The organism is Streptomyces sp. NBC_00299, from assembly GCF_036173045.1.
Classification (GTDB): Bacteria; Actinomycetota; Actinomycetes; order Streptomycetales; family Streptomycetaceae; genus Streptomyces; species Streptomyces machairae.
In genome coordinates, this window is the sequence record NZ_CP108039.1 from 5536072 (window position 1) to 5560215 (window position 24144).

The 24144-nt window shown below is 70.6% G+C and carries 19 protein-coding genes; 14 read left to right on the forward strand and 5 right to left on the reverse strand.

Annotated elements, in window-relative coordinates:
• Positions 1–95 precede the first annotated feature (95 nt).
• Together OHT51_RS24715 and OHT51_RS24720 are read right to left on the reverse strand one after the other, a co-directional pair.
• On the reverse strand, positions 96–1736 hold the full coding sequence (locus OHT51_RS24715) for a penicillin-binding transpeptidase domain-containing protein (RefSeq protein ID WP_328881107.1): 1641 nt from the start codon (positions 1734–1736) through the stop codon (positions 96–98).
• Between the two features lie 111 nt (positions 1737–1847).
• On the reverse strand, positions 1848–3590 hold the full coding sequence (locus OHT51_RS24720) for a dolichyl-phosphate-mannose--protein mannosyltransferase (protein ID WP_328881108.1): 1743 nt from the start codon (positions 3588–3590) through the stop codon (positions 1848–1850).
• Positions 3591–3652: 62 nt separating this feature from the next.
• Here OHT51_RS24720 and rsmI point away from each other — a divergent pair, with 62 nt between their 5' ends.
• The 11 genes from rsmI (at position 3653) to OHT51_RS24775 (ending at position 17755) form a co-directional block, all read left to right on the forward strand.
• On the forward strand, positions 3653–4501 hold the full coding sequence (rsmI, locus tag OHT51_RS24725; RefSeq protein WP_328881109.1) for a 16S rRNA (cytidine(1402)-2'-O)-methyltransferase: 849 nt from the start codon (positions 3653–3655) through the stop codon (positions 4499–4501).
• A gap of 191 nt (positions 4502–4692) precedes the next feature.
• Complete coding sequence (locus OHT51_RS24730; protein WP_328881110.1) at positions 4693–5103, forward strand: hypothetical protein; 411 nt, start codon at positions 4693–4695, stop codon at positions 5101–5103.
• A gap of 47 nt (positions 5104–5150) precedes the next feature.
• Positions 5151–6032, forward strand: a complete 882-nt coding sequence (locus OHT51_RS24735; RefSeq protein WP_328881111.1) for a TatD family hydrolase — start codon at positions 5151–5153, stop codon at positions 6030–6032.
• A gap of 141 nt (positions 6033–6173) precedes the next feature.
• A complete protein-coding gene (locus OHT51_RS24740) occupies positions 6174–7592 on the forward strand; it encodes a ubiquitin-like domain-containing protein (protein ID WP_328881112.1) in 1419 nt (472 codons plus the stop codon).
• A gap of 56 nt (positions 7593–7648) precedes the next feature.
• A complete protein-coding gene (rsmA, locus tag OHT51_RS24745) occupies positions 7649–8560 on the forward strand; it encodes a 16S rRNA (adenine(1518)-N(6)/adenine(1519)-N(6))-dimethyltransferase RsmA (RefSeq protein WP_328881113.1) in 912 nt (303 codons plus the stop codon).
• Complete coding sequence (locus tag OHT51_RS24750) at positions 8561–9478, forward strand: 4-(cytidine 5'-diphospho)-2-C-methyl-D-erythritol kinase (RefSeq protein ID WP_328881114.1); 918 nt, start codon at positions 8561–8563, stop codon at positions 9476–9478.
• A gap of 164 nt (positions 9479–9642) precedes the next feature.
• Positions 9643–10761 (forward strand): peptidoglycan recognition protein family protein, encoded by a 1119-nt coding sequence (locus tag OHT51_RS24755; protein WP_328881115.1) that lies wholly within the window; start codon positions 9643–9645, stop codon positions 10759–10761.
• Between the two features lie 110 nt (positions 10762–10871).
• Complete coding sequence (locus OHT51_RS24760) at positions 10872–12683, forward strand: ABC-F family ATP-binding cassette domain-containing protein (RefSeq protein ID WP_328881116.1); 1812 nt, start codon at positions 10872–10874, stop codon at positions 12681–12683.
• Positions 12684–13019: 336 nt separating this feature from the next.
• On the forward strand, positions 13020–14858 hold the full coding sequence (locus OHT51_RS24765; protein WP_328881117.1) for an outer membrane protein assembly factor BamB family protein: 1839 nt from the start codon (positions 13020–13022) through the stop codon (positions 14856–14858).
• Positions 14859–14941: 83 nt separating this feature from the next.
• Entirely contained in the window at positions 14942–16759 is a 1818-nt protein-coding gene (locus tag OHT51_RS24770; RefSeq protein WP_328881118.1) for an outer membrane protein assembly factor BamB family protein, read from the forward strand.
• 321 nt (positions 16760–17080) lie between these two features.
• Complete coding sequence (locus OHT51_RS24775; protein ID WP_328881119.1) at positions 17081–17755, forward strand: helix-turn-helix transcriptional regulator; 675 nt, start codon at positions 17081–17083, stop codon at positions 17753–17755.
• 310 nt (positions 17756–18065) lie between these two features.
• Here OHT51_RS24775 and OHT51_RS24780 read toward each other — a convergent pair whose 3' ends face one another.
• Positions 18066–18398, reverse strand: a complete 333-nt coding sequence (locus OHT51_RS24780) for a hypothetical protein (protein WP_328881120.1) — start codon at positions 18396–18398, stop codon at positions 18066–18068.
• A gap of 20 nt (positions 18399–18418) precedes the next feature.
• Positions 18419–20110 (reverse strand): sodium:solute symporter family protein, encoded by a 1692-nt coding sequence (locus OHT51_RS24785; RefSeq protein WP_328881121.1) that lies wholly within the window; start codon positions 20108–20110, stop codon positions 18419–18421.
• A 161-nt stretch (positions 20111–20271) separates the two neighbouring features.
• On the opposite strand from OHT51_RS24785, the gene galT reads away from it, so the two are divergent.
• The 3 genes from galT to galK all read left to right on the forward strand — a co-directional run bounded on the left by galT (position 20272) and on the right by galK (position 23602).
• Positions 20272–21357, forward strand: a complete 1086-nt coding sequence (gene galT / locus OHT51_RS24790; RefSeq protein WP_328881122.1) for a galactose-1-phosphate uridylyltransferase — start codon at positions 20272–20274, stop codon at positions 21355–21357.
• Positions 21354–22316, forward strand: a complete 963-nt coding sequence (gene galE / locus OHT51_RS24795; protein WP_328881123.1) for a UDP-glucose 4-epimerase GalE — start codon at positions 21354–21356, stop codon at positions 22314–22316. The genes galT and galE overlap by 4 nt, the downstream gene beginning before the upstream one ends.
• Positions 22317–22438: 122 nt before the next feature.
• Complete coding sequence (galK, locus tag OHT51_RS24800; RefSeq protein WP_328881124.1) at positions 22439–23602, forward strand: galactokinase; 1164 nt, start codon at positions 22439–22441, stop codon at positions 23600–23602.
• Between the two features lie 5 nt (positions 23603–23607).
• Here the strand turns inward: galK and OHT51_RS24805 are convergent, their stop codons facing one another.
• Positions 23608–24063 carry a GNAT family N-acetyltransferase gene (locus OHT51_RS24805; protein ID WP_328884418.1) on the reverse strand — a complete coding sequence of 152 codons (456 nt, stop codon included), beginning with the start codon at positions 24061–24063 and terminating at the stop codon, positions 23608–23610.
• Between the last annotated feature and the right edge of the window lie 81 nt (positions 24064–24144).

Below are 24144 nucleotides of genomic sequence, written 5' to 3' on the forward strand. Positions count from 1 at the left end.
CCCTCGCGTATTCCAGGGGCCCCCGCCTGCCCCGCCTGCCTCACGCATACCAACGACGACGACCACCCTAGAGTCCCGTGCCGCGAGGGATAAGTTCACGCGGACGCTCGTAGCACGGCTGCGACAATCGGCCCGGCCGCGTCGCTGCCGTGGCCGCCCTGCTGGGACATGGCCGCGGCCGCCACATCGTTGCGGAAACCGGTGAACCAGCTGTCGGAGGTGGCCCCCCCGTCGACCTCGGCGGACCCGGTCTTGGCGCCGACGTCGCCGCCGAGTCCGGACATGACCTGCACGGCGGTGCCCTGGGGTGCGGTCGCGGCCAGCCGCATCATCTGCTTCAGCTGGGAGGCGGTGCTCGCCGGCAGCCCCTTGGCGGTGGCGAGTCGGCGGTCGTCGAGGTCGGGGGAGACCAGATACGGCTGCCGGAACTCGCCGGTGATCGCGGTGGCTGTGACCGACGCCATGTTCAGCGGGTTCATCTGGACCTGACCCTGGCCGATGGCGTTCGCGGCGCGGTCCGGGCCGGTGGCCGCGGGGACGCTGCCGTCGAACGAGGTGATGCCGGTCTTCCAGTCGCCGCCGAGCCCGAACCGCTCCTGGGCCTCCGTCGTCAGCGAGGCGTCGGTGAGCGGATCCTCGTCGACGAGCTTGATGAAGGCCGTGTTGCAGGAGCGTGCGAAGCCGCCTGCGAGCGTGGCGCCCGCGGTCTCGTCGGGCTTGAGGCCCGTGAGGTTCTTGAAGGTCTGACTCTGCCAGGTCGCCGTGTCCGGGCAGGGCGCGGGGCCGTTCATCGTGGTCACGCCGTTGTCGATGAGCATCGCCGCGGTGATGATCTTCATCGTGGAGCCGGGCGGGACGCGTCCCTCGAAGGCCGCGTTGAAGGCGTCCGCACGGTGGTTGGCCACCGCCAGCACCTCGCCGGTGCTCGGCTTGAGGGCCACGACGGAGGACTCGGCGTACCGCTTCACCGCCTTCTCGGCGGCTGCCTGCACGCTCGCGCTGAGCGTCGTCCGCAGCTTGCCCGGCTTGCCCTTCGCGAGGGTCAGCAGCGAGGTGTCCGGCGACTCGTCGGCGTGCCGGATCGCCAGTTCGACGCCGGGTGAGCCGCCCGCCTTGCTGCCGTACCTGTCGCGCAGGGTGTCCAGGACCGGGCCGAGGGAGGGGTACTTCTCCTTCGTCAGCACGGTGTCGTTGCGGTCGACGGCCTCGATGGGCGGGGCGGCGGCCTCGCCGGTGACGAGGGTGTCGTTCCTCTTCAGCTGCGGATGGATCACGGTGGGCTGCCAGTCCACGAGGGCCCGCCCGGTGGTGCGGCCGCGAACGACGGTGAGCTCGCTCTTGTAGGACAGCGGCTCGGACTTGCCGCCGTACGACACCTTTGCCTTCACGGTGTAGGGCACGGTGTCGCCGTTCGCCTTGCCGGGCGTGATCTGCACGCCGGTGATGTGGGCGTCCTGGCCGTAGGACCTGAGCACCGAGGCGGCTGCCGCGTTGTTGTTCGTGAGCTCCGCCGCCTGCGCCGCCTGCCCCTTCTCCCAGGCCGCGAAGAACTTCGTGGTGGTCTCCTCGACCTCCTCCGAACTCGGCGGCCCGGACCGCACCGGCGCCGGCCCGCCCTGCCCGGTCGCCCCGCCGCCGTTCAACGCCGACATGATGTTGTAGGCGCCGTACCCGGCACCGCCCACCATCACGGCGAACACGCCGCCTATGACGGCGACTTTGACCCCCTTGGACATGGTCCCCTCCCCGTTTTCGTCCACCGCACTGTAAGTGGCGTGGGGGAAAGGTGTGGGAGGTGTTTTCTTTTGTTGGCCGAACTGTTGACCGAAGAGTGGCTGTTTGGCCGGTCAGACCCAGGTGTCCAGCCACATCCGCGACCGCCAGTCGTCGACCGGGATCGCGGTGCCCGTGTAGATCGGCCAGAAGTAGATGAAGTTCCAGGCGATCAGCAGCACCAGCACGCCCGCACCCGTGGCGCCCGCCACCCGGCGGGTGTCTCCGGCGCGCGGCGGGCCGATGATCGCGCCCAGGAGCATGGCCACGGCGAGGCAGAGGAAGGGCAGGAAGACGATGGCGTAGAAGAAGAAGATGGTGCGTTCCTGGTAGAGGAACCAGGGCAGATAGCCGGCCACGACCCCGCAGGCGATGGCGCCGGCGCGCCAGTCACGGCGGAAGGCCCAGCGCCACAGGACGTACAGGACCGCGAAGGCGGCCACCCACCACAGCAGCGGCGTGCCGAGGGCCAGCACCTCGCGGGCGCACTTCTCGCCCGCGTCGACGGGGCAGCCGTCCTTGCCGGGCGTGGGGGACTCGTAGAAGTACGACACCGGGCGGCCGACGACCAGCCAGCTCCACGGGTTGGACTGGTAGGTGTGCGGGGACGACAGGCCCACGTGGAAGTCGTACACCTGGTGCTCGTAGTGCCACAGGCTCAGCCACCAGTCGGGGAACAGCCAGGACCAGCTGCTGCTGCGGCCGTTCGCGCTCGCCCAGTCGCGGTAGTAGCCGCCGCTGCCGTCCGTGGGGGAGAGGATCCAGCCGGCCCAGGAGGCGATGTAGGTGACGATCGCCACCGGCACGGTCGCCAGGAAGGCAAAGCCCAGGTCGTGCTTGAGCACCGCCACGTAGGGGTGGCGGGCACCGGCGACCTTGCGGGCGCCGACGTCCCACAGGACCGTCATCAGACCGAACGCGACCAGGAAGTACAGGCCGTTCCACTTGGTGCCGATGGCCAGGCCCAGCATCAGGCCCGCCGTCCAGCGCCAGGGGCGCCAGCCGAGGCGCAGGGTCTCGGCGATGTGTGCGTCGGGGCGGACCCGGCCGTCGGGGTCGGCCGGGAGCGCGGCCGCGAGTTTCGCGCGCGCCCTGTCCCGGTCGAGGACCAGGCAGCCGAACGCCGCCAGCACGAAGAACATCAGCACCCCGTCGAGCAGCGAGGTGCGGGCCATCACGAAGGCCAGCCCGTCCACCGCCATCAGCGTGCCCGCGAGGCAGCCGAGGAACGTCGAGCGGAAGATACGGCGGCCGATGCGGCACAGCATCAGCACGGCCAGCGTCCCCAGCAGCGCCGTCATGAACCGCCAGCCGAACGGATTGAACCCGAACATCAGCTCGCCGAGCCCGATGACGTACTTGCCGACCGGCGGATGCACCACGTACGCCGCGTCCGTCGGGATCTGGACCTGGTCGCCGACCTTGAGGATCAGGTCGTTGGCGTTCTTGTCCCAGTTGACCTCGAAACCGCGGTGGACGAGCGCCCAGGCGTCCTTCGCGTAGTACGTCTCGTCGAATATCACGGCCTTCGGGTTGCCCAGGTTCCAGAACCGCGTCACTCCCGCCAGCAGCGTCACCAGCAGCGGACCGATCCAGCCCGACCAGCGCGCGATCCGCTCGGCGAGCGGCCGCGGCACCCCGAGGAACTGCCACATCCGCGGGCTTGGCTGAACATACGGCGGCACGAGCCGGTCGCGGACGTCGCTGCCGGGCGCCGCCGTGTAGCCGAATCGGCGCAGCCGCTGCTGCCACGACGGCCGCTGCTCGTGGATCGCCTGGCCCTGCCGGGTGTCCGTGGAGGACGCGGTACTGGTCACCGCGCCATCGTAGGGAACACGTCTGTGACAGTCGCGCGGATGCGCCCTGCGAGGATGGAAACGTGACAGGAACCCTTGTTTTGGCAGGCACTCCCATCGGCGACGTCAAGGACGCCCCGCCCCGGCTGGTCGAGGAGCTGGCCGGCGCGGACGTGGTCGCCGCCGAGGACACCCGGCGGCTGCGGCGCCTCACCCAGGCGCTGGGCGTGCAGCCGGCCGGGCGGGTCGTGTCGTACTTCGAGGGCAACGAGTCGGCCCGTACGCCCGAGCTGGTCGAGGCGCTCCTGGAGGGCTCGCGGGTGCTGCTGGTGACCGACGCGGGGATGCCGTCGGTGTCCGACCCCGGGTACCGGCTGGTCGCGGCGGCGGTGGAGAAGGACATCAAGGTCACCGCGGTGCCGGGGCCGTCCGCGGTGCTGACCGCGCTCGCCCTGTCCGGGCTGCCCGTCGACCGGTTCTGCTTCGAGGGGTTCCTGCCGCGCAAGGCGGGGGAGCGGCTCTCGCGCCTGAAGGAGGTGGCCGAGGAGCGGCGCACCCTCGTCTACTTCGAGGCGCCGCACCGGCTCGACGACACGCTCGCCGCGATGGCCGAGGTGTTCGGCGCCGAGCGGCGGGCCGCCGTGTGCCGGGAGCTGACCAAGACGTACGAGGAGGTCAGGCGCGGCGGGCTCGGGGAGCTGGCCGAGTGGGCGGCCGAGGGCGTGCGCGGGGAGATCACCGTCGTCGTCGAGGGGGCGCCCGAGAAGGGGGCCGAGGAGGTCGACGCCGCCGAGTTCGTACGGCGGGTTCGCATCCGTGAAGAGGCGGGGGAGCGGCGCAAGGAGGCCATCGCGGCGGTCGCGGCGGAGGCCGGGGTGCCCAAGAGGGAGGTCTTCGACGCCGTGGTGGCGGCCAAGAAGGCGGAGGCGTGAAATGCCGTGTGAGCAGGGCGTATATCGCATGAGCGTGCGCCCCATGCCGGGGTAAAGCAACCCGGCCCTTTCGGCAAGGAACGTCCAAGTCGGCGCCAACACTGGACAGATCCCGTGCGTTCACTCCTGCGGAGGAGTCCACTGGGTTGTGGGACGCGACCCGTCCCACCCAGCGGACCACAGGAGCTGGCATGAGTGAGATCGCACAGCAGACCACGGGCCTTCGCAGCGCCGCGACCGCCGTCGTCCACGAGTCGTATTCGTTCGCCTGCATGCGCTGCGGGCATGGCTGGGAGCAGTCGTACGAGATAGAGCACCACATGGACGGGGACGGACGGGAGTTCGTCGTGTACGTGGCGAACGGCCAGGTGGTGCCGTCCCCGCTGAGCCGGCCCACGTGTCACAACTGCGACGGCCACGTCGTGCGGATCATGCGGCCCGGCCAGGTGTCCTCCGTGCAGAACTCCCTCCACCGCGCCGGCACCGTCCCCACCCAGCCGAAGGCGGAGCCCGGGGCGGATGCGGCGTCGGCGCCGACCGGGCCGCACCACCACTGGCACCTGTCCGACCTTCTGCACGTCTTCCACCGCAAGGCGAGCTGAGCCGAGCACCCGGCCGCTCGGGCATGCCCCTTTCGTAGGATCGGGGCATGCCTTCGAACGCCGCCGACAAGCACGCCGCCCCGCCGCTCCCGGAACCGCTGCGGGTGCCGGTCGCCGACTCGCACACCCACCTCGACATGCAGTCCGGCACGGTCGAGGAGGGGCTCGCCAAGGCCGCGTCGGTGGGCGTGACCACGGTCGTGCAGGTCGGCTGCGACGTACGCGGCTCGCAGTGGGCGGCCGAGACGGCGGCGCAGTACGACGCCGTGCACGCGACCGTCGCCCTGCATCCGAACGAGGCGCCGCGCATCGTGCACGGGGACCCCGACGGCTGGTCGCGGCAGGGGGCGCGTGAGCCGGGTGGTGCGCGGGCGCTCGACGAGGCGCTCGCCGAGATCGACCGCCTGGCCGCGCTGGCGCAGGTCAAGGGCGTCGGCGAGACCGGCCTCGACTACTTCCGCACCGGGCCCGAGGGCAACGAGGCGCAGGAGGCGTCGTTCCGCGCCCACATCGAGATCGCCAAGCGGCACGGCAAGGCGCTGGTCATCCACGACCGCGACGCCCATGCGGATGTGCTGCGGGTGCTGAAGGAGGAGGGCGCCCCGGAGCGGACCGTCTTCCACTGCTACTCCGGGGACGCCGAGATGGCCCAGGTGTGCGCCCGCGCCGGATACTTCATGTCCTTCGCCGGCAACGTCACCTTCAAGAACGCCCAGAATCTGCGGGACGCGGTGGCGGTGGCCCCGCTGGAGCTGCTCCTCGTGGAGACCGACGCTCCGTTCCTCACGCCGGCCCCGTACCGCGGACGGCCCAACGCTCCGTATCTCATTCCGATCACGGTGCGCGCCATGGCTGCCGTACGGGGGATCGACGAGGACGCGCTGGCGGCGGCCCTGGGCTCGAACACGGCACGTGCCTTCGGCTACTGACGGATAACCGCTCGATAACGCTCGCACGGGTTCACCACGACCCCGTCGCAACTGTGCGTAGTCGCGTCGCCTTGGAGAGTAATCGACGCTCCGCTAGGTTCTGGGGGCCCTAAACGGACCCCTCCGCTGGAGCGTGTCGTCGTGAGCAACGCGCAGTTCGAGACGTATGGCCCGAGCCCGGCCCACGAGCCCCCGGCGTACGGCGGCTTCGACCCGCACACCGCGCAGACGCTGGGGTACGGGGTGCAGGGGGCGTACGAGACGCACGACGCGTACGGCACATACAGCACGTACGGCACGGCCCGCGTCCCGTACGAGGACACCTACCGGCCCGCCTACGAGGCGTCCGAGACGGCGTACGAGACGGCGTACGAGGAGGCGTACGAGGAGGCGTACGAGCCGGTAGTGCGCCCCAGGAGCGGACGTCGCGCCGCCCACCGGCGCAGGGGAAGGATCGCCGAGCGTGGAGACGGGCCCATGCGCCGGCTCGTCCCGCAGGCGCTGGTCGTGGCGTTCCTCGCCGGCGGCACGAGCGCCTTCGTCGCCGAGGACAAGGCGATCGAGCTGAGCGTCGACGGCACACCGCGCACGCTGCACACCTTCGCGGACGACGTCACCGAACTGCTCACCGAGGAGGGCGTCGACGTCGGCGCGCACGACGTGGTGGCGCCCGCTCCCGATGCGGCGCTCAGCAGCGGTGACGAGATCGCGGTGCGCTACGGCCGCCCCGTGCGGCTCACGCTCGACGGCCAGCGGCGCGAGGTGTGGACGACGGAACGCACCGTGGAGGCGGCGCTCCGGCAGATCGGGGTGCGCGCGGAGGGGGCGTATGTCTCGGCGTCGCGCTCCAGACGCATCGGGCGTGAAGGGCTCGCGCTGGATGTGCGCACCGAGCGCGCGGTGACGGTCATGGCGGACGGGCGGGCGCGCACCATCCGCACGAACGCGGCGACGGTGAGCGAGGTCGTGGAGCAGGCCGGCATCACTCTGCGTGGCCAGGACGCGACGTCCGTCCCGCCCGAGAGCTTCCCGCGCGACGGGCAGACCGTCACGGTCCTGAGGATCACCGGCCGCAAGGAGATCCGCGACGAGGCGATCCAGTTCGCCGAGCAGCGGATCGAGGACCCCACGGTCTTCAAGGGCACGGAGGTCGTCGAGCGGGCGGGGCAGCTGGGGCTGCGGCGGGTCACGTACTCGCTGCGCACCGTCAACGGCGTCCGGCAGAAGCCGCGGCGGACGAAGTCCGAGGTGGTGCGCGAGCCGCGGACGCAGGTGGTGAAGGTCGGCACCAAGCCGCTGCCGACCTCCGTGAGCGGCGCGGGAGGCCTGAACTGGCAGGGCCTCGCGGCGTGCGAGTCCGGGGGCCGGGCGGACGCGGTGGACTCGTCCGGGACGTACGGCGGGCTGTACCAGTTCGACACGCACACCTGGCGGAGCCTCGGCGGCAAGGGCCGCCCGCAGGACGCGCCGGCGGCGGAACAGACGGCACGGGCGAAGAAGCTGTATGTGCGGCAGGGGGCGAGTCCCTGGCCGCACTGCGGGGAGCGGTTGCACGGGTGAGCCGCCTGCGGTGACGGGCGGCAGGTGGCAGCTGTACGGCCCCGTACCCTTGTCGGGTGAGCAGCCCCACCCCCGACGCCCTCCTGGGCCCCGCCGACATCCGTGAACTGGCGGCCGCCCTCGGTGTGCGCCCCACCAAACAGCGCGGCCAGAACTTCGTGATCGACGCGAACACGGTCCGCCGCATCGTCCGCACCGCGGACGTCCGCCCCGACGACGTGGTGGTCGAGGTGGGACCCGGACTCGGCTCGCTCACCCTGGCGCTGCTGGAGGCGGCCGACCGCGTCACCGCCGTCGAGATCGACGACGTCCTCGCCGCCGCGCTGCCCGCGACCATCGCGGCCCGCATGCCGGAGCGCGCCGACCGGTTCGCGCTGGTGCACTCCGACGCGATGCAGGTCACCGAGCTGCCGGGCCCGCCGCCCACCGCGCTGGTCGCCAACCTCCCCTACAACGTGGCCGTCCCGGTCCTCCTCCACATGCTCGAAACCTTCCCGAGCATCGAACGCACCCTCGTCATGGTGCAGTCGGAGGTCGCCGACCGACTGGCCGCCGCACCCGGTTCGAAGGTGTACGGCGTCCCCTCGGTCAAGGCCAACTGGTACGCCGAGGTCAAGCGGGCCGGCGCCATCGGACGCAACGTCTTCTGGCCCGCGCCGAACGTCGACAGCGGGCTGGTGTCCCTGACCCGGCGCGCCGAGCCGATCAAGACCACCGCCTCCCGGCGCGAGGTCTTCGCCGTCATCGACGGCGCCTTCGCCCAGCGCCGCAAGACGCTGCGTGCCGCGCTCGCCGGCTGGGCGGGGTCGGCGGCAGCCGCCGAGGAGGCCCTCGTCGCGGCCGGCGTCTCACCGCAGGCCCGCGGAGAGGCCCTGACGGTCGAGGAGTTCGTACGGATCGCCGAGCACAAGGCGGCCCCCGCGGAGCCCCCCGCCCGGCCCGCCGACCAGCACAAGGAGTCCGAGTAAGTGAGCGCGAGCGTCACCGTACGTGTCCCCGCCAAGGTCAACGTCCAGCTCGCGGTCGGCGCCGCGCGGCCCGACGGCTTTCACGACCTGGCCAACGTCTTCCTGGCGGTCGGCCTGCACGACGAGGTCACCGTGACCCCCTCGCCCGACGGACTGCGCGTCACCTGTGACGGCCCCGACGCCGACCAGGTCCCCCTCGACCGTACGAACCTCGCCGCCCGCGCGGCGCTCGCCCTGGCGCAACGCCGTGGTCTGGACGCCGCCGTCCACCTCCACATCGCCAAGGACATCCCGGTCGCCGGCGGCATGGCGGGCGGCAGCGCGGACGGCGCGGGCGCGCTGCTGGCCTGCGACGCGCTGTGGGGTACGCACGCCTCCCGCGAGGAACTCCTCGACATCTGCGCCGAGTTGGGCAGCGACGTGCCGTTCAGTCTGGTCGGTGGGGCGGCTCTGGGCACCGGGCGGGGCGAGAAGCTCCGTACGCTCGACGTGGGCGGCACCTTCCACTGGGTGTTCGCGATGGCCGACCGGGGGCTTTCGACGCCGGCCGTGTTCCGTGAGTTCGACCGGCTCGGCGAGGGCACCGACATCCCCGAGCCCGTCGCCTCCGAGCCGCTCCTCGCCGCCCTCGCGAAGGGCGACCCCGACGCGCTCGCCGCGGCCGTCTCCAACGACCTCCAGCCCGCCGCCCTCTCCCTCTTCCCGGAACTGGCCGACACCCTCGCGGCCGGCCGCGCCGCCGGTGCGCTCACGGCGCTGGTCTCCGGCTCGGGTCCGACGACGGCGTTCCTCGCCCGCGACCCCGAGTCGGCGGTGAAGGTGGCCGACACCCTGCGGGCGTCCGGCACCTGCCGCTCGGTGCGCACCGCGTCCGGGCCCGCGCAGGGCGCCACGGTCGTGCGGGCCGCCGGAGCGTGACGCCGTACTCACAAGTACGCGTTCTTCGCCCGATCTCCACACGGAAGTACTGCGATCGCAGTACCCGTGGGGCGGCTGAGGCGTTTAGGGTCGCTTGACGTTTCAACTTTCGGGCTGTCGTGCCCGGCTCACCGTCAAGCGCACTTCTGGAAGGGGACACTCCTGTGTCCGAATCCCCCACCCCCGCCCAGCCGTCTCACCGTAGAAAGCGCTCCCTGTCCCGTCGCGGCATGATGGCCGCGGGTGGGGCGGTGGCCGCCGGAACCGCGCTCACGCCGATGGTGTTCGCCGCGGGCGGCTCCGGCGAGACGGACAACTCCACCTCCGATTCCGGTGGTTCGGGCACGACGCCGGAGAAGTTCCCCGCCACCCGGACCGAGGCCGCCACCGGTACCGGCGAGGCCACCACCGCCGTCGCCGCCTCCTACGTCGGTGTGCGCTGGTCCGGCGCCAAGGACGGCGCCGCCATCCGGCTCGCGGACGGCAACTGGCAGAACCTGGCCCACGGCTGCGCGACCGTCGAGGACGGCGGTACCGCCCTGGTCGCCGCCGGCAACGCCAAGGCCTACGAGGTGAAGGCCCCCAGCGGCATCAACGGCGTGCGCTCGCTGGCCATCGACACCACCGACGGCCCCGAGCGCACCTACCAGGTGCCGAGCGAGCCCACGCGCGTGCGTGGCGTCGGCTACCTCTCGCGGCCGGCCTGGGGCGCCGACGAGTCCAAGCGGTACAAGGACGGCAAGGTCAACTCGCCCGAGACGTACTACCCGCTCCAGATCATCACGGTCCACCACACCGCGACGCCCAACGACGACCCCGACCCGGCCGCGACGGTGCGCGCGATCTACGAGTTCCACGCGATCACCAACGACTGGGGTGACATCGGCTACCACTTCCTCATCGACGAGGCCGGCACCGTCTACGAGGGCCGCTACTCCGGCGACGACGGCATCCCCGCCTTCAACCCGGACGGCGACCTCGTCACCGGCTTCCACTCCGTGGGCTACAACTCCGGCGCCCTCGGCATCGCCCTGATCGGCAACCTCGACCAGCAGGCCCCCACGGACGCGGCCAAGGCCTCCCTGATCCGGCTGATCAAGGTCATATCCCGGTTCGAGGGCCTGGACCCGCAGGCGAGGGTGACGTACACCAACCCCGTCAACGGCACCAAGAAGGACACGAACACGGTCGGCGGCCACCGCGACTACTTCGACACCGAGTGCCCCGGCCGGGTCATGTACGACCTCCTCGCCGAGGTCCGCGCGGCGGCCGCCCGCCGCTGACGCCGCCCTCCACGACGCAGCGCCCCGGGGCCGCCGGTCCCCGGGGCGCAGGGGCTGTCGTACGGGCCGACTAGGCTGGGAGGCTGATCGACCCCCTGGGCAGGAGAAAAATGGCCGTCAATCTGGTCAATGTCGAGAACGTCAGCAAGGTGTACGGCACCCGTGCCCTGCTCGACGGTGTGTCGCTCGGCGTCTCCGAGGGGGACCGCATCGGCGTCGTCGGTCGCAACGGCGACGGCAAGACGACCCTGATCCGGATGCTGGCCAAGCTGGAGGAGGCCGACACCGGCCGGGTCACGCACTCCGGCGGACTGCGGCTCGGGGTACTCACCCAGCACGACTCGCTGGACCCCGAGGCGACCGTCCGGCACGAGGTCATCCGGGACATGGCCGACCACGAGTGGGCGGGCAACGCCAAGGTCCGGGACGTGCTCACGGGCCTGTTCGGCGGCCTCGACCTGCCCGGCTTCCCGCAGGGCCTCGACACCGTCATCGGCCCCCTGTCCGGCGGCGAGCGGCGGCGGATCGCGCTCGCCAAGCTGCTCATCGAGGAGCAGGACCTCATCGTCCTCGACGAGCCCACCAACCACCTCGACGTCGAGGGCATCTCCTGGCTGGCCCAGCACCTGCGCGAGCGCCGCTCCGCGCTCGTGTGCGTCACCCACGACCGCTGGTTCCTCGACCAGGTCTGCACGCGCATGTGGGACGTGCAGAAGGGCGACGTCTACGAGTACGAGGGCGGCTACTCCGACTACGTCTTCGCCCGCGCCGAGCGCGAGCGCATCGCCGCCACCGAAGAGGTCAAGCGGCAGAACCTGGTTCGCAAGGAGCTGGCCTGGCTGCGCCGCGGCGCCCCCGCGCGCACGTCCAAGCCGCGCTTCCGCGTCGAGGCCGCCAACGAGCTCATCAAGGACGTCCCCCCGCCCCGGGACAGCAGCGAGCTGATGAAGTTCGCCTCGTCCCGGCTCGGGAAGACCGTCTTCGACCTGGAGGACATCACCGTCCAGGCCGGCCCCAAGGTGCTGCTCAAGCATGTGACATGGCAGCTCGGCCCGGGGGACCGGATCGGTCTCGTCGGCGTCAACGGCGCCGGCAAGACGTCCCTGCTGCGGGCGATGGCCGAGGCGGCGCGCACGGAGGGCGAGGTGCAGCCGGCCGCCGGACGGATCGCCGTCGGAAAGACTGTCAAGCTCGCCTATCTGTCCCAGGAGGTCGCCGAGCTCGCCCCGAACCTGCGGGTGCTGGAAGCCGTGTCGCAGGTGCGCGAGCGCGTCGACCTCGGCAAGGGGCGCGAGATGACCGCCGGGCAGCTGTGCGAGACGTTCGGCTTCAGCAAGGAGAAGCAGTGGACGCCGGTCGGGGACCTGTCCGGTGGTGAGCGGCGCCGGCTCCAGCTGCTGCGCCTGCTGATGGACGAGCCCAACGTCCTCTTCCTCGACGAGCCCACCAACGACCTCGACATCGAGACGCTCACCCAGCTGGAGGACGTCCTCGACGGCTGGCCCGGCTCGATGATCGTCATCTCCCACGACCGGTTCTTCGTCGAGCGGACCACGGACCGGGTGTTCGCCCTCCTCGGCGACGCCACCCTGCGGATGCTGCCGCGCGGCATCGACGAGTACCTGGAGCGCCGCCACCGCATGGAGGCCCAGGTCGCCGCCGGCGCCGCGTCCGCTCCGGCCGCCGAGAAGGCCGTACCGGAGAAGAGCGCCGCCGATGTGCGCGCCGCCAAGAAGGAGTTGCAGAAGATCGAGCGGCAGCTCGACAAGATCTCCGAGAAGGAGACGAAGCTGCACACGCAGATCGCCGAGCACGCCACCGACTTCGGAAAGGTCGCCGAACTCGACGCGGAACTGCGCGACTTGGCCGGCCAGCGGGACGAGCTGGAGCTGCGCTGGCTGGAACTTGCGGAGGACGCGTAGCGTTTCGCCGGGAAGGGCGCGACTACCGAAGTGCCGCTATGTGTCGGCTGTCGTCTGCGGCGTCGTTGTGGCTGGTCGCGCAGTTCCCCGCGCCCCTTCAGGGCGCACGCGCCCTTTTGCCGCGCTTCCACGCCCCGCGTGAAGGGCGTGTGAAGGCGCATAACGGGGGCATCACAGGCCGGTCCTCCCTTGGGAACAGGGGGCGACGGGGCCCGGTGCACTGTCGTCGGCGGGTGATAGAAAGAGCCGTCTGAGAACAGTCTGAGAACCGTCGGTGTGGCGGAAACGCGACGGCACATGACGTGGCACCACACCGGTCACGAGGGGGAACCGCTCATGAGCCAGCCGCCCAACCAGCCGCCCCAGGGCGGTTTCGGCGCACCGCAGGACCCGCGGCAGGGCGGCTTCGGCGCCCCGCAGCCTCCGCAGGACGCGCCCCAGACCCCGCCCCCGCCGCAGGGCGCCCCCCAGACACCCCCTCCGCCGCAGGGCCCGCCGCAGACGCCGCCGCCCCCGCAGGGCCCGCCGCCCGGCGCCCCGCAGCCCGGCTACGGCTACCCGCAGCAGCCGCCGGCGCAGCCGGGCCCGTACCAGTCCGGCCCGTACGCGCAGCCGCAGCAGCAGCCGGGGCCGTACGGCTATCAGCAGCAGCCCGGTCCCTACGGCCAGCAGCCCGCCCAGGGTTACGGCTACCCGGGCCAGCCGCAGTACCCGGGCGCACCCGGGGCCCCGCAGCCCGGCTCGCGCAACCCCTTCAAGGGCAAGCCCGCCCTCGCCATCGGTGCCGCGGTGGCGGCGCTGCTCGTCATCGGCGGCGGCGTGTACGCGGTGACCAGCGGCGGTGACGACGACCCGAAGAAGCCGACAGCCCAGGAGAGCGGCGACTCGAAGAACACCGAGTCCCCGTCCGAAGACCCCGAGGGCGGCGGTGGCAGTGGCGGCGGCGCCGACCCGGAGAACCTCAACGGCGGTCGCCAGTCCGGCGACTCGAAGGTGCTCTGGTACAAGCCCGCGCCCGACGCGCCCGCCTCCGGTGCCGACGCCCCCGGCATGTGGATCACCGACAAGGCCGCGGTGAAGGCGGCGTACAAGCAGCTCTTCGCCTACAACGTCGGTGACGGCGAGTCCACTTGGGACCCGATCGCCTTCCCGCAGAAGATCTGCGCGGTCACCCCGCAGAAGTCGTCCGACGACAAGATCGTCGTCGCGTACATGAGCGGCAGCAGCGACCGCGCCAAGTGCAACCAGCTCCAGCAGGTCGACCTCAACACCGGCGCCAAGGGCTGGAAGGCCTCGGTCGCCAACGGCGCGCTGTTCGACAGCACGCTCGACGTCGAACTGTCCATCACCGGCAAGACGTTGATGGTGGGCCGCTCGCAGTCGGGCACGGCGTACGACGTCAACAGCGGCAAGAAGCTGTGGGACAAGACGAGGTTCGGCGACAAGTGCTTCCCGGACGCCTTCGCCGGCGGCGACAAGCTGATCGCCGTGGCGGGCTGCGACGCCACCGGCAGCAACGAGCACGACGAGGTGCAGGAGCTCGACCCGGCGACCGGCAAGGTCAAGTGGACCTGGCAGTTCGACAAGGGCTGGAAGGTCGCGCGCGTCTTCTCCCTCGACCCGCTGGTCCTCTACAGCACCAACGAGGACAAGAAGCAGTGGAACATCTCGACCTTGGGCGACGACGGCAAGCGCCGCTCGCAGGTCGAGGTCGCTCTGGAGATCGGCGCCCAGTGCGGCTGGGCCATCCTCCAGCGTGACCTCCAGGGCTGCAGCGGTGTGGCCTCCGACGCCGACACCCTCTACATGCCGACCAAGGCGACCACCGGGGCCAACGAGATCGTCGCGATCAACCTGGCCAACGGCAAGGAGAAGTGGCGCGTCAAGTCCCCCGCCGAGGAGCCGATGCTGCCGATCAAGGTCGAGGACGGCAAGCTCCTCGCCTACGTCGACGCGTCGTACGACGCGGGCGGCCAGGTCGTGTCCATCCCGGTCGGCGGCAGCAACCCCAAGCCGACGACGCTGCTGCAGAACCCGGCCGGCGCCGCGGACGTGGAGAACGGCTTCTTCTCGAAGGCGTTCGACTGGGCCGACGGGCGCTTCTACCTCTCGAGCACCCGGCTCAGCGGCAACGACGAGTCCAAGGAGAAGCTGATCCTCGCCTTCGGCAAGTGAGCCGAGCGGCAGTCCTTCCCTGCGCCGTCGTCCCCCACGTTCCCGCCGTGCCCGTCGTCCCCCTCCCCTGAGGTACCCACGCCATGACCCAGCCGCCGCCCCCGCCGCCCAACCAGCCCCCGCAGGGCGGGTTCGGCCCGCCGCAGGACCAGCCGCCCCAGCAGCAGGGGGGCGGGTTCGGCCCGCCGACATCGCCGCCGCCTCCGCAGGGTCCGCCGTCCGGGGCCCAGCAGCCGGCGTACGGCTATCCGCAGGCGCCCCAGGGGGGCCAGGCGGGCCGACCTCCCACTCCGCCCGCCGGATACGGCTACCCCGGCCAGCAGCCCGCCACCTACGGGCAGCCGCAGAACCCGTACGGCCAGCAGCCGAACCCCTACGGTCAGCCGCCCGGCTACGGCTACCCGCAGCAGACCGTGCCGATGCAGCCCGCCGGGCCGGGTGGTGGCGGGCAGCGGTCCAGCGGGCAGCTCGCCGTCATCGTGGCGGCGGCCGTCGTGGTGATCTCGCTGATCGTCGGTGGCGTGCTGTACGCCAAGTCCGGTGACGAGGGCGGCAAGGACGACGCCGCCAGGTCCAGCGGCGGCACCGGTGGCGGCGACAACGGCGACGGAGACGGCGGAGTCGACGCCCCCGACGGCACCGAGAAGGTGCCCGCCGACACCAACGCCGACGTCCTCTTCCAAATCAAGGCGCCCGACGTCGAGGACGACACCAGCGTCGTCGTGTCCGGCTCGTGGCTGACCGACGACGCGTACGTCAAGAGCGGCGTCGCCGAGATCGTCGGCTACGACCGCGACAAGGGCACCAAGCTGTGGACCGTCAAGCTGCCGGGACCGGTCTGCCAGGCAAGCAAGCACGTCAATGAGGACGGGCTCACGGCGGTCGCCTTCCAGCCCGACATGCCGACCAAGGAACGGCCGTCGTACGGCTGCAGCGAGGTCGCGGCGATCGACCTCGACGCAGGCAAGAAGCTGTGGACGAAGAGCACCGAGGTGGACGGCTCACCGCTGCGCTTCGACAACATCACCGTCAGCGGCGGCACCGTCGCCGCGGGCGGTACGAGCGGCGGCACCGCGTTCGACCTCAAGACCGGCAAGCAGCTGTGGGTCCCGAAGGCCGAGGACGGCTGCTACGACCTCGGGTACGCCGGTGGCGAGAAGCTGGTCGCCGTGCGCAAGTGCGGTTCCTACGACCAGCCTCAGCTGCACATCCAGACCATCGACCCGAAGTCCGGGAAGGTGATCTCCGAGTACAAGATGGCCGAGGGCGTCGAGTACGCGAGTGTGGTGTCCACCGAGCCGCTCGTCGTGGCCGCGGAGGCCGGGCAGTCGGACGCCATCGGCATCTCGGACGTCTTCGCCATCGACAACAAGACCGGCAAGCTGCGCATCCGCATCTCCGTGCCGGCCGACCAGTTCGCGGCCAAGTGCTCCGGCGTCACCACGATCGAGCAGTGCAAGGGCGTCGTGGTGGGCAACGACCGGCTCTACGTGGAGACCGAGCAGCACAGCAGCGGCGGTGCGCGCGGCCGGACCAACGAGATCGTCGCCTTCGACCTGGCCACCGGCAAGCAGACCGGGCAGCGCGCGGACGCGGGGGATGGGTACACGATCACGCCGCTGCGGATGGACGGCGGCAACGTGATCGCGTACAAGCGGCCGCCGTACGACAAGGGCGGGCAGATCGTCAGCGTGGACGGTGGCAGCTTCGAGGAGACGAAGCTGCTGGAGAATCCTGCGGCGCGGTCGGTGCGGGACTTGGAGACGCGGATGTCTCCGGAGTACTCCGAGTTCATCTACTCGCAGGGGCGTCTGTACATGTCCGCCGTGTTCGCCAGCGAGTTGACGAGTTCCGCCGACCCCAAGGCTCATGTGATCGCGTTCGGTACGACCGACGAGTGAGCTGACCCCTTGGGCGACCATGGCCCCGTTCCTGTTTCAGGAGCGGGGCCGTGTGCGTACCGTCGTACCGTCTCATCGTCCTCGAATGCGGGGAAAGCCAGAAAATCCGCCGTTCCGGGGCACTTCTCACCAGTAGGGGGAGCGTAACGTCGAACAAGCGTGTAGCTTCCGGGGGCATGAAGGGCGGGGGAGCCGGGAGGGGGCTCCTGTCCGCGCGGCCAGTGGGTATCCACGGTGGGCTCCGTAGGTGGCGTTCACGTTCACCGGGATTCCATTGGGGGCTGGGGACCGGGGGACTTGGGGGACTTGGGGGGTTGCTCGATGGGAGTGCGGCTCATGGTGGTCGACGACCACCGATTGCTCGCGGAGGCGCTGGCTTCGGCGCTGAAGCTGAGGGGGCACCGCGTGCTGGCCGCGGCGGCGCCTGCCGCGGGGGCGGCGGAGCTGGTGATCACGCGGGCGCCTGAGGTGTGCCTGTTGGGGACCGCGACGCCTGCGGAGCCGGGGATGTTCGACCCGGTGGTGAGGATCAAGCGGGAGCGGCCGCAGGTGGCTGTGCTGGTGCTGGGGCCGGTGCCCAGTCCGCGGGGGATTGCTGCGGCGTTCGCGGCGGGGGCCTCCGGTTATGTGCGGCATGACGAGCGGATAGAGGGTGTCGAGCGGGCGATCATGAAGGCCAGGGCGGGGGAGGCGGCGGTGGCGCCGCAGCTGCTGCAGGGGGCGTTCAGCGAGTTGCTCAACCCTGCGGCGCAACCGGACGACGAGGGGCAGCGGTTGCTGTCCATGCTCACGCCCCGGGAGGTCGAGGTCCTGGTCCGCGTCGCGGACGGCGAGGACACCCGGCTGATCGCTGCGGGCATGGGCATCGCACCGTCGACTGCGCGCACCCATGTCCAACGGGTGCTGATGAAACTGGGCGTCGGGTCGAGGCTGGAGGCGGCTGCCTTGGCGGCGCGGACGGGGCTGTTGGATCGGGCGGGCGAGGGTGGTGTGTGACGGGCGCGATGCCTGCGGCGGCCTGTGGCTGTTTCGGTGGGGGTGCGCGTAGCGCCAACGGTTCGGTGGGTGGGTCGGGGCCGTGGGCGACTGCGGCGCCGCGGGGGTGCGACACCAACACGGCCCACTCCGCCGGTCACTTTTCAGCGCCGGGCATCATTCAGCCCGTCTGGGGGTGCCCCCCTCTGGGGGATTTTGAGGACGAGGCCCGTTCAGGGCCGAAGCGGGGGTCTGGGGCCGCAGGCCCCCAGGTATGGGACGGGTAGGGGCGGCGGGGGCGAGGAGTTGGGGGTTGCCCCCGCCGGGGGCGTTACGGGGCCGGTTCGTCTTCCGGTGAGGTCTTCGGAGGTGGCGGCGCCGCAGGCCGTAGCTTCAGCCAGGCCAGGAAGAACAGGCCCAGCAGCAGCATCCCGAGCCCGGTCCAGAGGTTGATGTTGATCCCCTGCGCCTTGTCGATCGCGGCGTCGTCGTCGGTGAGGCCGGTGATCGTGACGATGACGCCGTAGAGCACGAAGAGGCCGCCGATGATGCGCCGGATGTCGAAGAGCCGGGCGGCCGTCGTGGACTTGCCCTCCAGGTCCGTGACTTGTCGCAGCAGGTCCTTCTCGGAGGAGCCGGGGCGTTCGGAGTGGTGGTCGGTCATGAGTTCTCAGAGCTCCGTCGTCAGAAGGAGAACGGGATGTAGCAGGCCGCGGCGAGGACCACCGCGCCCCAGCCCAGCAACGCCGGTTTGCGGTACCACGCCTCGTCCCCCGGCGCCGGAGGCTCGGCCATGCCGGGCGAGCGGGTGCCGTAGACCAGGCCCTGGAGTTCCTCCGTCGGCTTGGGGGCCGTGAAGAGGGAGACGGCCACCATGACGACCCCGCCGGCCACGAAGCCCGCGATCGCGGAGACGAAGTTCGCGCCCTGGTCGGAGGGGATCGAGATGATGTCCTGCTTGTAGAGGACGAAGTAGTTGACCATCGCAGCCGTCGTGCCGGCGAGCAGGCCCCAGAAGCCCGACTTCATCGACGCACGCTTCCAGAACATGCCGATGATGAAGACCACGAACATCGGCACGTTGAAGAAGGAGAAGAGGGTCTGGAGGTAGCTCATGATGTTGGAGAAGGACGACGCCAGGAACGCCGTGCCGATCGACGCCAGCACCCCGATCGCGGTGATGAGGCGGCCGAAGCGGACGTAGTAGCCGTCCTCGCGGTCGGTGACCACGTACCGCGCCCAGATGTCGGTCGTGAACACCGTGTTGAAGGAGGACACGTTCGCCGCCATGCCCGCCATGAACGCGGCGAGGAGGCCGGTGACCGCGATGCCGAGGACGCCGTTGGGCAGCAGGCCCTCCATCAGGTACGGGATGGCGTCGTTGTACTGGTAGCCCGACTCCTCGGTGCCGAAGCCGGGGACCAGGGCCGCCGCCGCGAGACCCGGGATCATCACCAGGAACACGATGAAGATCTTCGGGAACGCCGCGATGAGCGGAGTGCGCTGGGCCGCCGAGAGGTTCTTGGCCGACAGCGCCCGCTGGACCTCCGCGAAGTTCGTCGTCCAGTAGCCGAAGGACAGCACGAAGCCGAGGCCCAGGACGATCGTCAGCCAGTTCGCGCCCAGCGGGTTGGCGTCGCCGATGCCGGTGCCGCCCCAGGCGGTGACGAAGTCGTCGCCGTGGGACTTGTTCAGGGTGTCCGTCAGGCCGTCCCAGCCGCCCACCTTCTTCAGGGCCAGGATGGTGATGGGGATCAGGGCCGCCAGGATCACGAAGAACTGCAGGACTTCGTTGTAGATCGCTGAGGACAGTCCGCCGAGGGTGATGTACGCCAGGACGAAGAAGCCCGCCACGACGATCGCGACCCATTGGGGCCAGCCCAGCAGGGCCTCGACCACGATCGCCAGGGCGTAGAGGTTCACCCCGGCGATCAGGATCGCGGCAAAGGCGAACAGGATCGAACTGAGCAGATGCGCTCCCCTGTCGAAGCGCAGCAACAGGAATTCGGGGACCGAGCGGACCTTGCTGCCGTAGTAGAAGGGCATCATCACCAGGCCGAGGAAGACCATGGCCGGGATGGCGCCGATCCAGTACCAGTGGACGGTGTAGGCGCCGTACTGCGCACTGTTGGCGGCCATGCCGAGGATCTCGGTGGCGGCCAGGTTGGCGGAGATGAAGGCGAGGCCGGTGACCCAGGCGGGCAGGGAGCGGCCCGAGAGGAAGAAGTCGAGGCTGGTCTTCACCGAGCGGCGGGCGGCGAAGCCGATGCCCAGCACGACGACGAAGTAGATACCCAGCAGCGTGTAGTCGAGCCAGTTCGTGGGGAGCCGTAGCTCGGCGGCGAGGTAGGTGGGGGAATGTGTGGGGGTTTGCATAAGTACTCGCTTCGTTGCGCGAACCGATACAGAGCGGAACCTACGCCGCCGTGTTCAGTAATTGAACACGTCAGGTGATGGTCTTTGTTTGATTGTGATGTTGACTGAGGTGGTGAGTTGTGTTTCTCTGTGTTTAGTTATGTTTGATGGAGGAGTCCAGCGTGAAGAAGACCTCGACCCGCCTGGCCGACGGTCGTGAGCTCGTCTATTACGACCTGCGCGACGACACCGTGCGGGACGCCGTCGACCGGCGGCCGCTGGACCGGACCGTCACCACGTCCGAGGTCCGCCGGGACGCGCTGCTGGGGGACGCGGTCGCCATCGCCTCGCATCGGCAGGGGCGGACCTATCACCCGCCGGCCGACGAGTGCCCGCTGTGCCCTTCGCAGGGTGAGCGGCTGAGCGAGATCCCCGACTCGTCGTACGACGTCGTGGTCTTCGAGAACCGTTTCCCCTCGCTCGCCGGTGACTCCGGGCGCTGCGAGGTCGTCTGCTTCACCTCCGACCACAACGCCTCCTTCGCCGACCTCACCGAGGAGCAGGCCCGGCTGGTCCTGGACGCCTGGACCGACCGGACCTCCGAACTGTCGTCCCTGCCCTCCGTGGAGCAGGTCTTCTGCTTCGAGAACCGTGGCGCCGAGATCGGCGTCACCCTCGGCCACCCCCACGGGCAGATCTACGCCTACCCCTTCACCACCCCGCGCACCGCCCTGATGCTGCGTTCGCTGGCCGCCCACAAGGACGCCACCGGCGGGGGGAACCTCTTCGACGCCGTTCTGGAGCGTGAACTCGCCGACCGGCGGGTCGTCCTGGAGAGTGAACACTGGGCGGCCTTCGTGCCGTATGCCGCGCACTGGCCGTACGAGGTCCACCTGTACCCGAAGCGCCGGGTGCCCGATCTGCTCGCGCTCGACGAAGAGGCGCGCTCAGAGTTCCCCAAGGTTTATCTGGAACTCTTGAGGCGCTTCGACCGGATCTTCGACGGACGGGATGGAGGGGCGAACTCCGCGGGTGAGCCTCCGACGCCGTACATCGCCGCCTGGCACCAGGCGCCGTTCGGCACACTGGAGGAATTCGAGGGCGTGGTGCGTGAGGACTTCGCTCTTCACCTCGAGCTTTTCACCATCCGCCGCACTTCCGGCAAGCTGAAGTTTCTCGCGGGTTCCGAATCCGGCATGAACGTGTTCATCAACGACGTGCCGCCGGAGCGCGCGGCCGAGCGACTGCGAGAGGTAGCGAGTTCATGAGTGGGAAGTACCTGGTCACCGGTGGCGCCGGCTATGTGGGCAGCGTGGTCGCCCAGCATCTGCTGGAGGCGGGAGACGAGGTCGTCGTCCTCGACAACCTCTCGACCGGGTTCCGCGAGGGCGTGCCGGCCGGGGCTTCCTTCATCGAGGGCGACATCCGCGACGCCGCCAAGTGGCTGGACTCCTCCTTCGACGCCGTGCTGCACTTCGCCGCGTTCTCGCAGGTCGGCGAGTCGGTAGTCAAGCCGGAGAAGTACTGGGACAACAACGTCGGCGGCACCATGGCGCTGCTCGGCGCGATGCGTGACGCCGGCGTGCGCAAGCTCGTCTTCTCCTCCACCGCCGCCACCTACGGCGAGCCCGAGGAGGTGCCGATCGTCGAGTCGGCCCCGACGCAGCCCACGAACCCGTACGGCGCCTCCAAGCTCGCCGTCGACCACATGATCAGTGGCGAGGCGGCGGCCCACGGACTCGGCGCCGTGTCCCTCAGGTACTTCAACGTGGCGGGTGCCTACGGCGACTGCGGCGAGCGCCACGACCCCGAGTCGCACCTCATCCCGCTCGTCCTCCAGGTCGCCCAGGGCCGGCGCGACGCGATCTCCGTCTTCGGCGACGACTACCCGACGCCGGACGGCACCTGTGTGCGCGACTACATCCACGTCGCCGACCTCGCCGACGCCCACCTGCTGGCGCTCAGGGCCGCCAAGCCGGGCGAGCACCTCATCTGCAACCTCGGCAACGGCAACGGCTTCTCCGTCCGCGAGGTCGTCGAGACCGTCCGCCAGGTCACCGGGCACCCGATCCCCGAGGTCGTGGCCCCGCGCCGGGGCGGCGACCCGGCGGTCCTGGTCGCCTCCGCCGACACCGCCCGCGAGCGGCTCGGCTGGAACCCGTCCCGCGCGGACCTCGCGGGGATCGTCGCCGACGCGTGGGAGTTCGCCCAGCGGCGCGCAGGCTAAGTTCTACGGCCGGTAAGTACGGCCCGTTCCACGGCTGTCCGGCCGGTCAACTCACCGGCCGCTTCGGCCCCCGCCGCGTAGCGGCTGTCGGATGCAGCAGCAGGGAAGGTCAGGGTTTGGGGATGAGCGTCGACACGGCAGCCGCGGTCGCCGAGCGGTTCAGAGAGCTGTACGGGGCGGAGCCGGAGGGGGTGTGGGCCGCGCCGGGCCGGGTCAACCTGATCGGCGAGCACACGGACTACAACGACGGCTTCGTCATGCCGTTCGCGCTGCCGCACACCGCGGTCGCCGCGGTTTCACGGCGCACGGACGGGGCCCTGCGGCTGCACTCGGCAGACGTCGAGGGCGGCGTCGTGGAACTGCGCGTCGAGAAGCTGGAGCCTGAGTCCGACCGGAGCTGGACGGCGTACCCGTCGGGTGTGCTCTGGGCGCTGCGCCAGGCCGGCCACGCGGTGACCGGCGCCGACATCCACCTGGCCTCGACGGTCCCGGCGGGCGCGGGCCTGTCGTCGTCGGCGGCGCTGGAGGTCGTCGTGGCGCTCGCCCTGAACGACCTCTACGACCTCGGTCTGAAGGGCTGGCAGCTGGCTCGCCTGTGCCAGCGCGCGGAGAACGTCTACGTCGGCGCCCCCGTCGGCATCATGGACCAGACGGCGTCCGCCTGCTGCGAGGCCGGGCACGCCCTGTTCCTCGACACCCGCGACCTCTCCCAGAAGCAGATCCCCTTCGACCTGGCTGCAGAGGGCATGCGCCTGCTCGTCGTCGACACCCAGGTCAAGCACTCCCACAGCGAGGGCGAGTACGGCAAGCGGCGGGCGGGCTGCGAGAAGGGCGCGGCGCTGCTGGGCGTGGACGCGCTCAGGGACGTGGCGTACGACGAGCTGGACGCGGCGCTCGACCGGCTCGGGGACGACGAGGAGGTGCGCCGGCTGGTGCGCCACGTCGTCACCGAGGACCAGCGCGTCGAGCAGGTGGTCGCCCTGCTGGAGTCGGGTGACACCCGCGCGATCGGCCCGGTCCTGACTGCGGGCCACGCCTCACTGCGCGACGACTTCCGCATCTCCTGCCCGGAGCTGGACCTGGTCGTGGACACCGCCCTGGCCGGCGGCGCCCTGGGCGCTCGCATGACCGGCGGCGGCTTCGGCGGCTCGGCGATCGTGCTGGCCGAGGCGGCCGACGTCCAGACCGTCACCAAGTCCGTCGAGGAGGCCTTCGCCGCCGCCGGGTTCACGGCGCCGCGGGTTTTCGAGGCCGTGCCCGCGGCGGGTGCGCGGCGGGTGCGCTGACCCGCTCACCCCAGCCGTTTGGTGAGCGTGTACTCCGTGATCCCCGGCGGATAGTCGGGGATCACGCACACCACGTCGTACCCGCGTTTGCGGTAGAACTCCGGCGCCTGGAAGTCCCATGTCTCCAGGCGTGCGGCCGTGCAGCCCCGTTCGCCGTGGGCCAGGCGCTCTGCAGTTGCGAGCAACTGTGAACCCAGGCGGGCACCGCGGTGGCGTTCGTCGACCCAGAGGTAGGTGACGTGGAGCCAGGTGGTCCAGGTGTGGCCGACGAGCCCGCCGACCACGACGCCCGAGTCGTCCAACGCCCAGACCTGGAGCGGATGTTCGCGTTCACCTGGGGTTCCGCGCAGGGCGCGCAGGATGGGGGAGGCCGCGGTGTCGGTGTCCCGCAGTCGCCGACGAAGCAGATCCTGGCGAGATTTGTCGACTTCTGTCTCCAGACGAAACATGCGGCTCACCATAAACGCGTCGGCCAACCAGTTCTGCAAATTACCTTCCGCTCCTGCCCCCCGCCCGTACTCTGATGGACAGCACCGGTGGGG

Coding starts and splice junctions, on each gene's coding strand:
- OHT51_RS24765 (WP_328881117.1), top strand. CDS start 13,020: ATGAGCCAGCCGCCCAACCAGCCGCCCCAGGGCGGTTTCGGCGCACCG.
- OHT51_RS24785 (WP_328881121.1), bottom strand. CDS start 20,110: ATGCAAACCCCCACACATTCCCCCACCTACCTCGCCGCCGAGCTACGG.
- OHT51_RS24730 (WP_328881110.1), top strand. CDS start 4,693: ATGAGTGAGATCGCACAGCAGACCACGGGCCTTCGCAGCGCCGCGACC.
- OHT51_RS24805 (WP_328884418.1), bottom strand. CDS start 24,063: ATGGTGAGCCGCATGTTTCGTCTGGAGACAGAAGTCGACAAATCTCGC.
- galK (WP_328881124.1), top strand. CDS start 22,439: ATGAGCGTCGACACGGCAGCCGCGGTCGCCGAGCGGTTCAGAGAGCTG.
- OHT51_RS24780 (WP_328881120.1), bottom strand. CDS start 18,398: ATGACCGACCACCACTCCGAACGCCCCGGCTCCTCCGAGAAGGACCTG.
- OHT51_RS24775 (WP_328881119.1), top strand. CDS start 17,081: ATGGGAGTGCGGCTCATGGTGGTCGACGACCACCGATTGCTCGCGGAG.
- OHT51_RS24715 (WP_328881107.1), bottom strand. CDS start 1,736: ATGTCCAAGGGGGTCAAAGTCGCCGTCATAGGCGGCGTGTTCGCCGTG.
- galE (WP_328881123.1), top strand. CDS start 21,354: ATGAGTGGGAAGTACCTGGTCACCGGTGGCGCCGGCTATGTGGGCAGC.
- OHT51_RS24735 (WP_328881111.1), top strand. CDS start 5,151: ATGCCTTCGAACGCCGCCGACAAGCACGCCGCCCCGCCGCTCCCGGAA.
- OHT51_RS24760 (WP_328881116.1), top strand. CDS start 10,872: ATGGCCGTCAATCTGGTCAATGTCGAGAACGTCAGCAAGGTGTACGGC.
- OHT51_RS24770 (WP_328881118.1), top strand. CDS start 14,942: ATGACCCAGCCGCCGCCCCCGCCGCCCAACCAGCCCCCGCAGGGCGGG.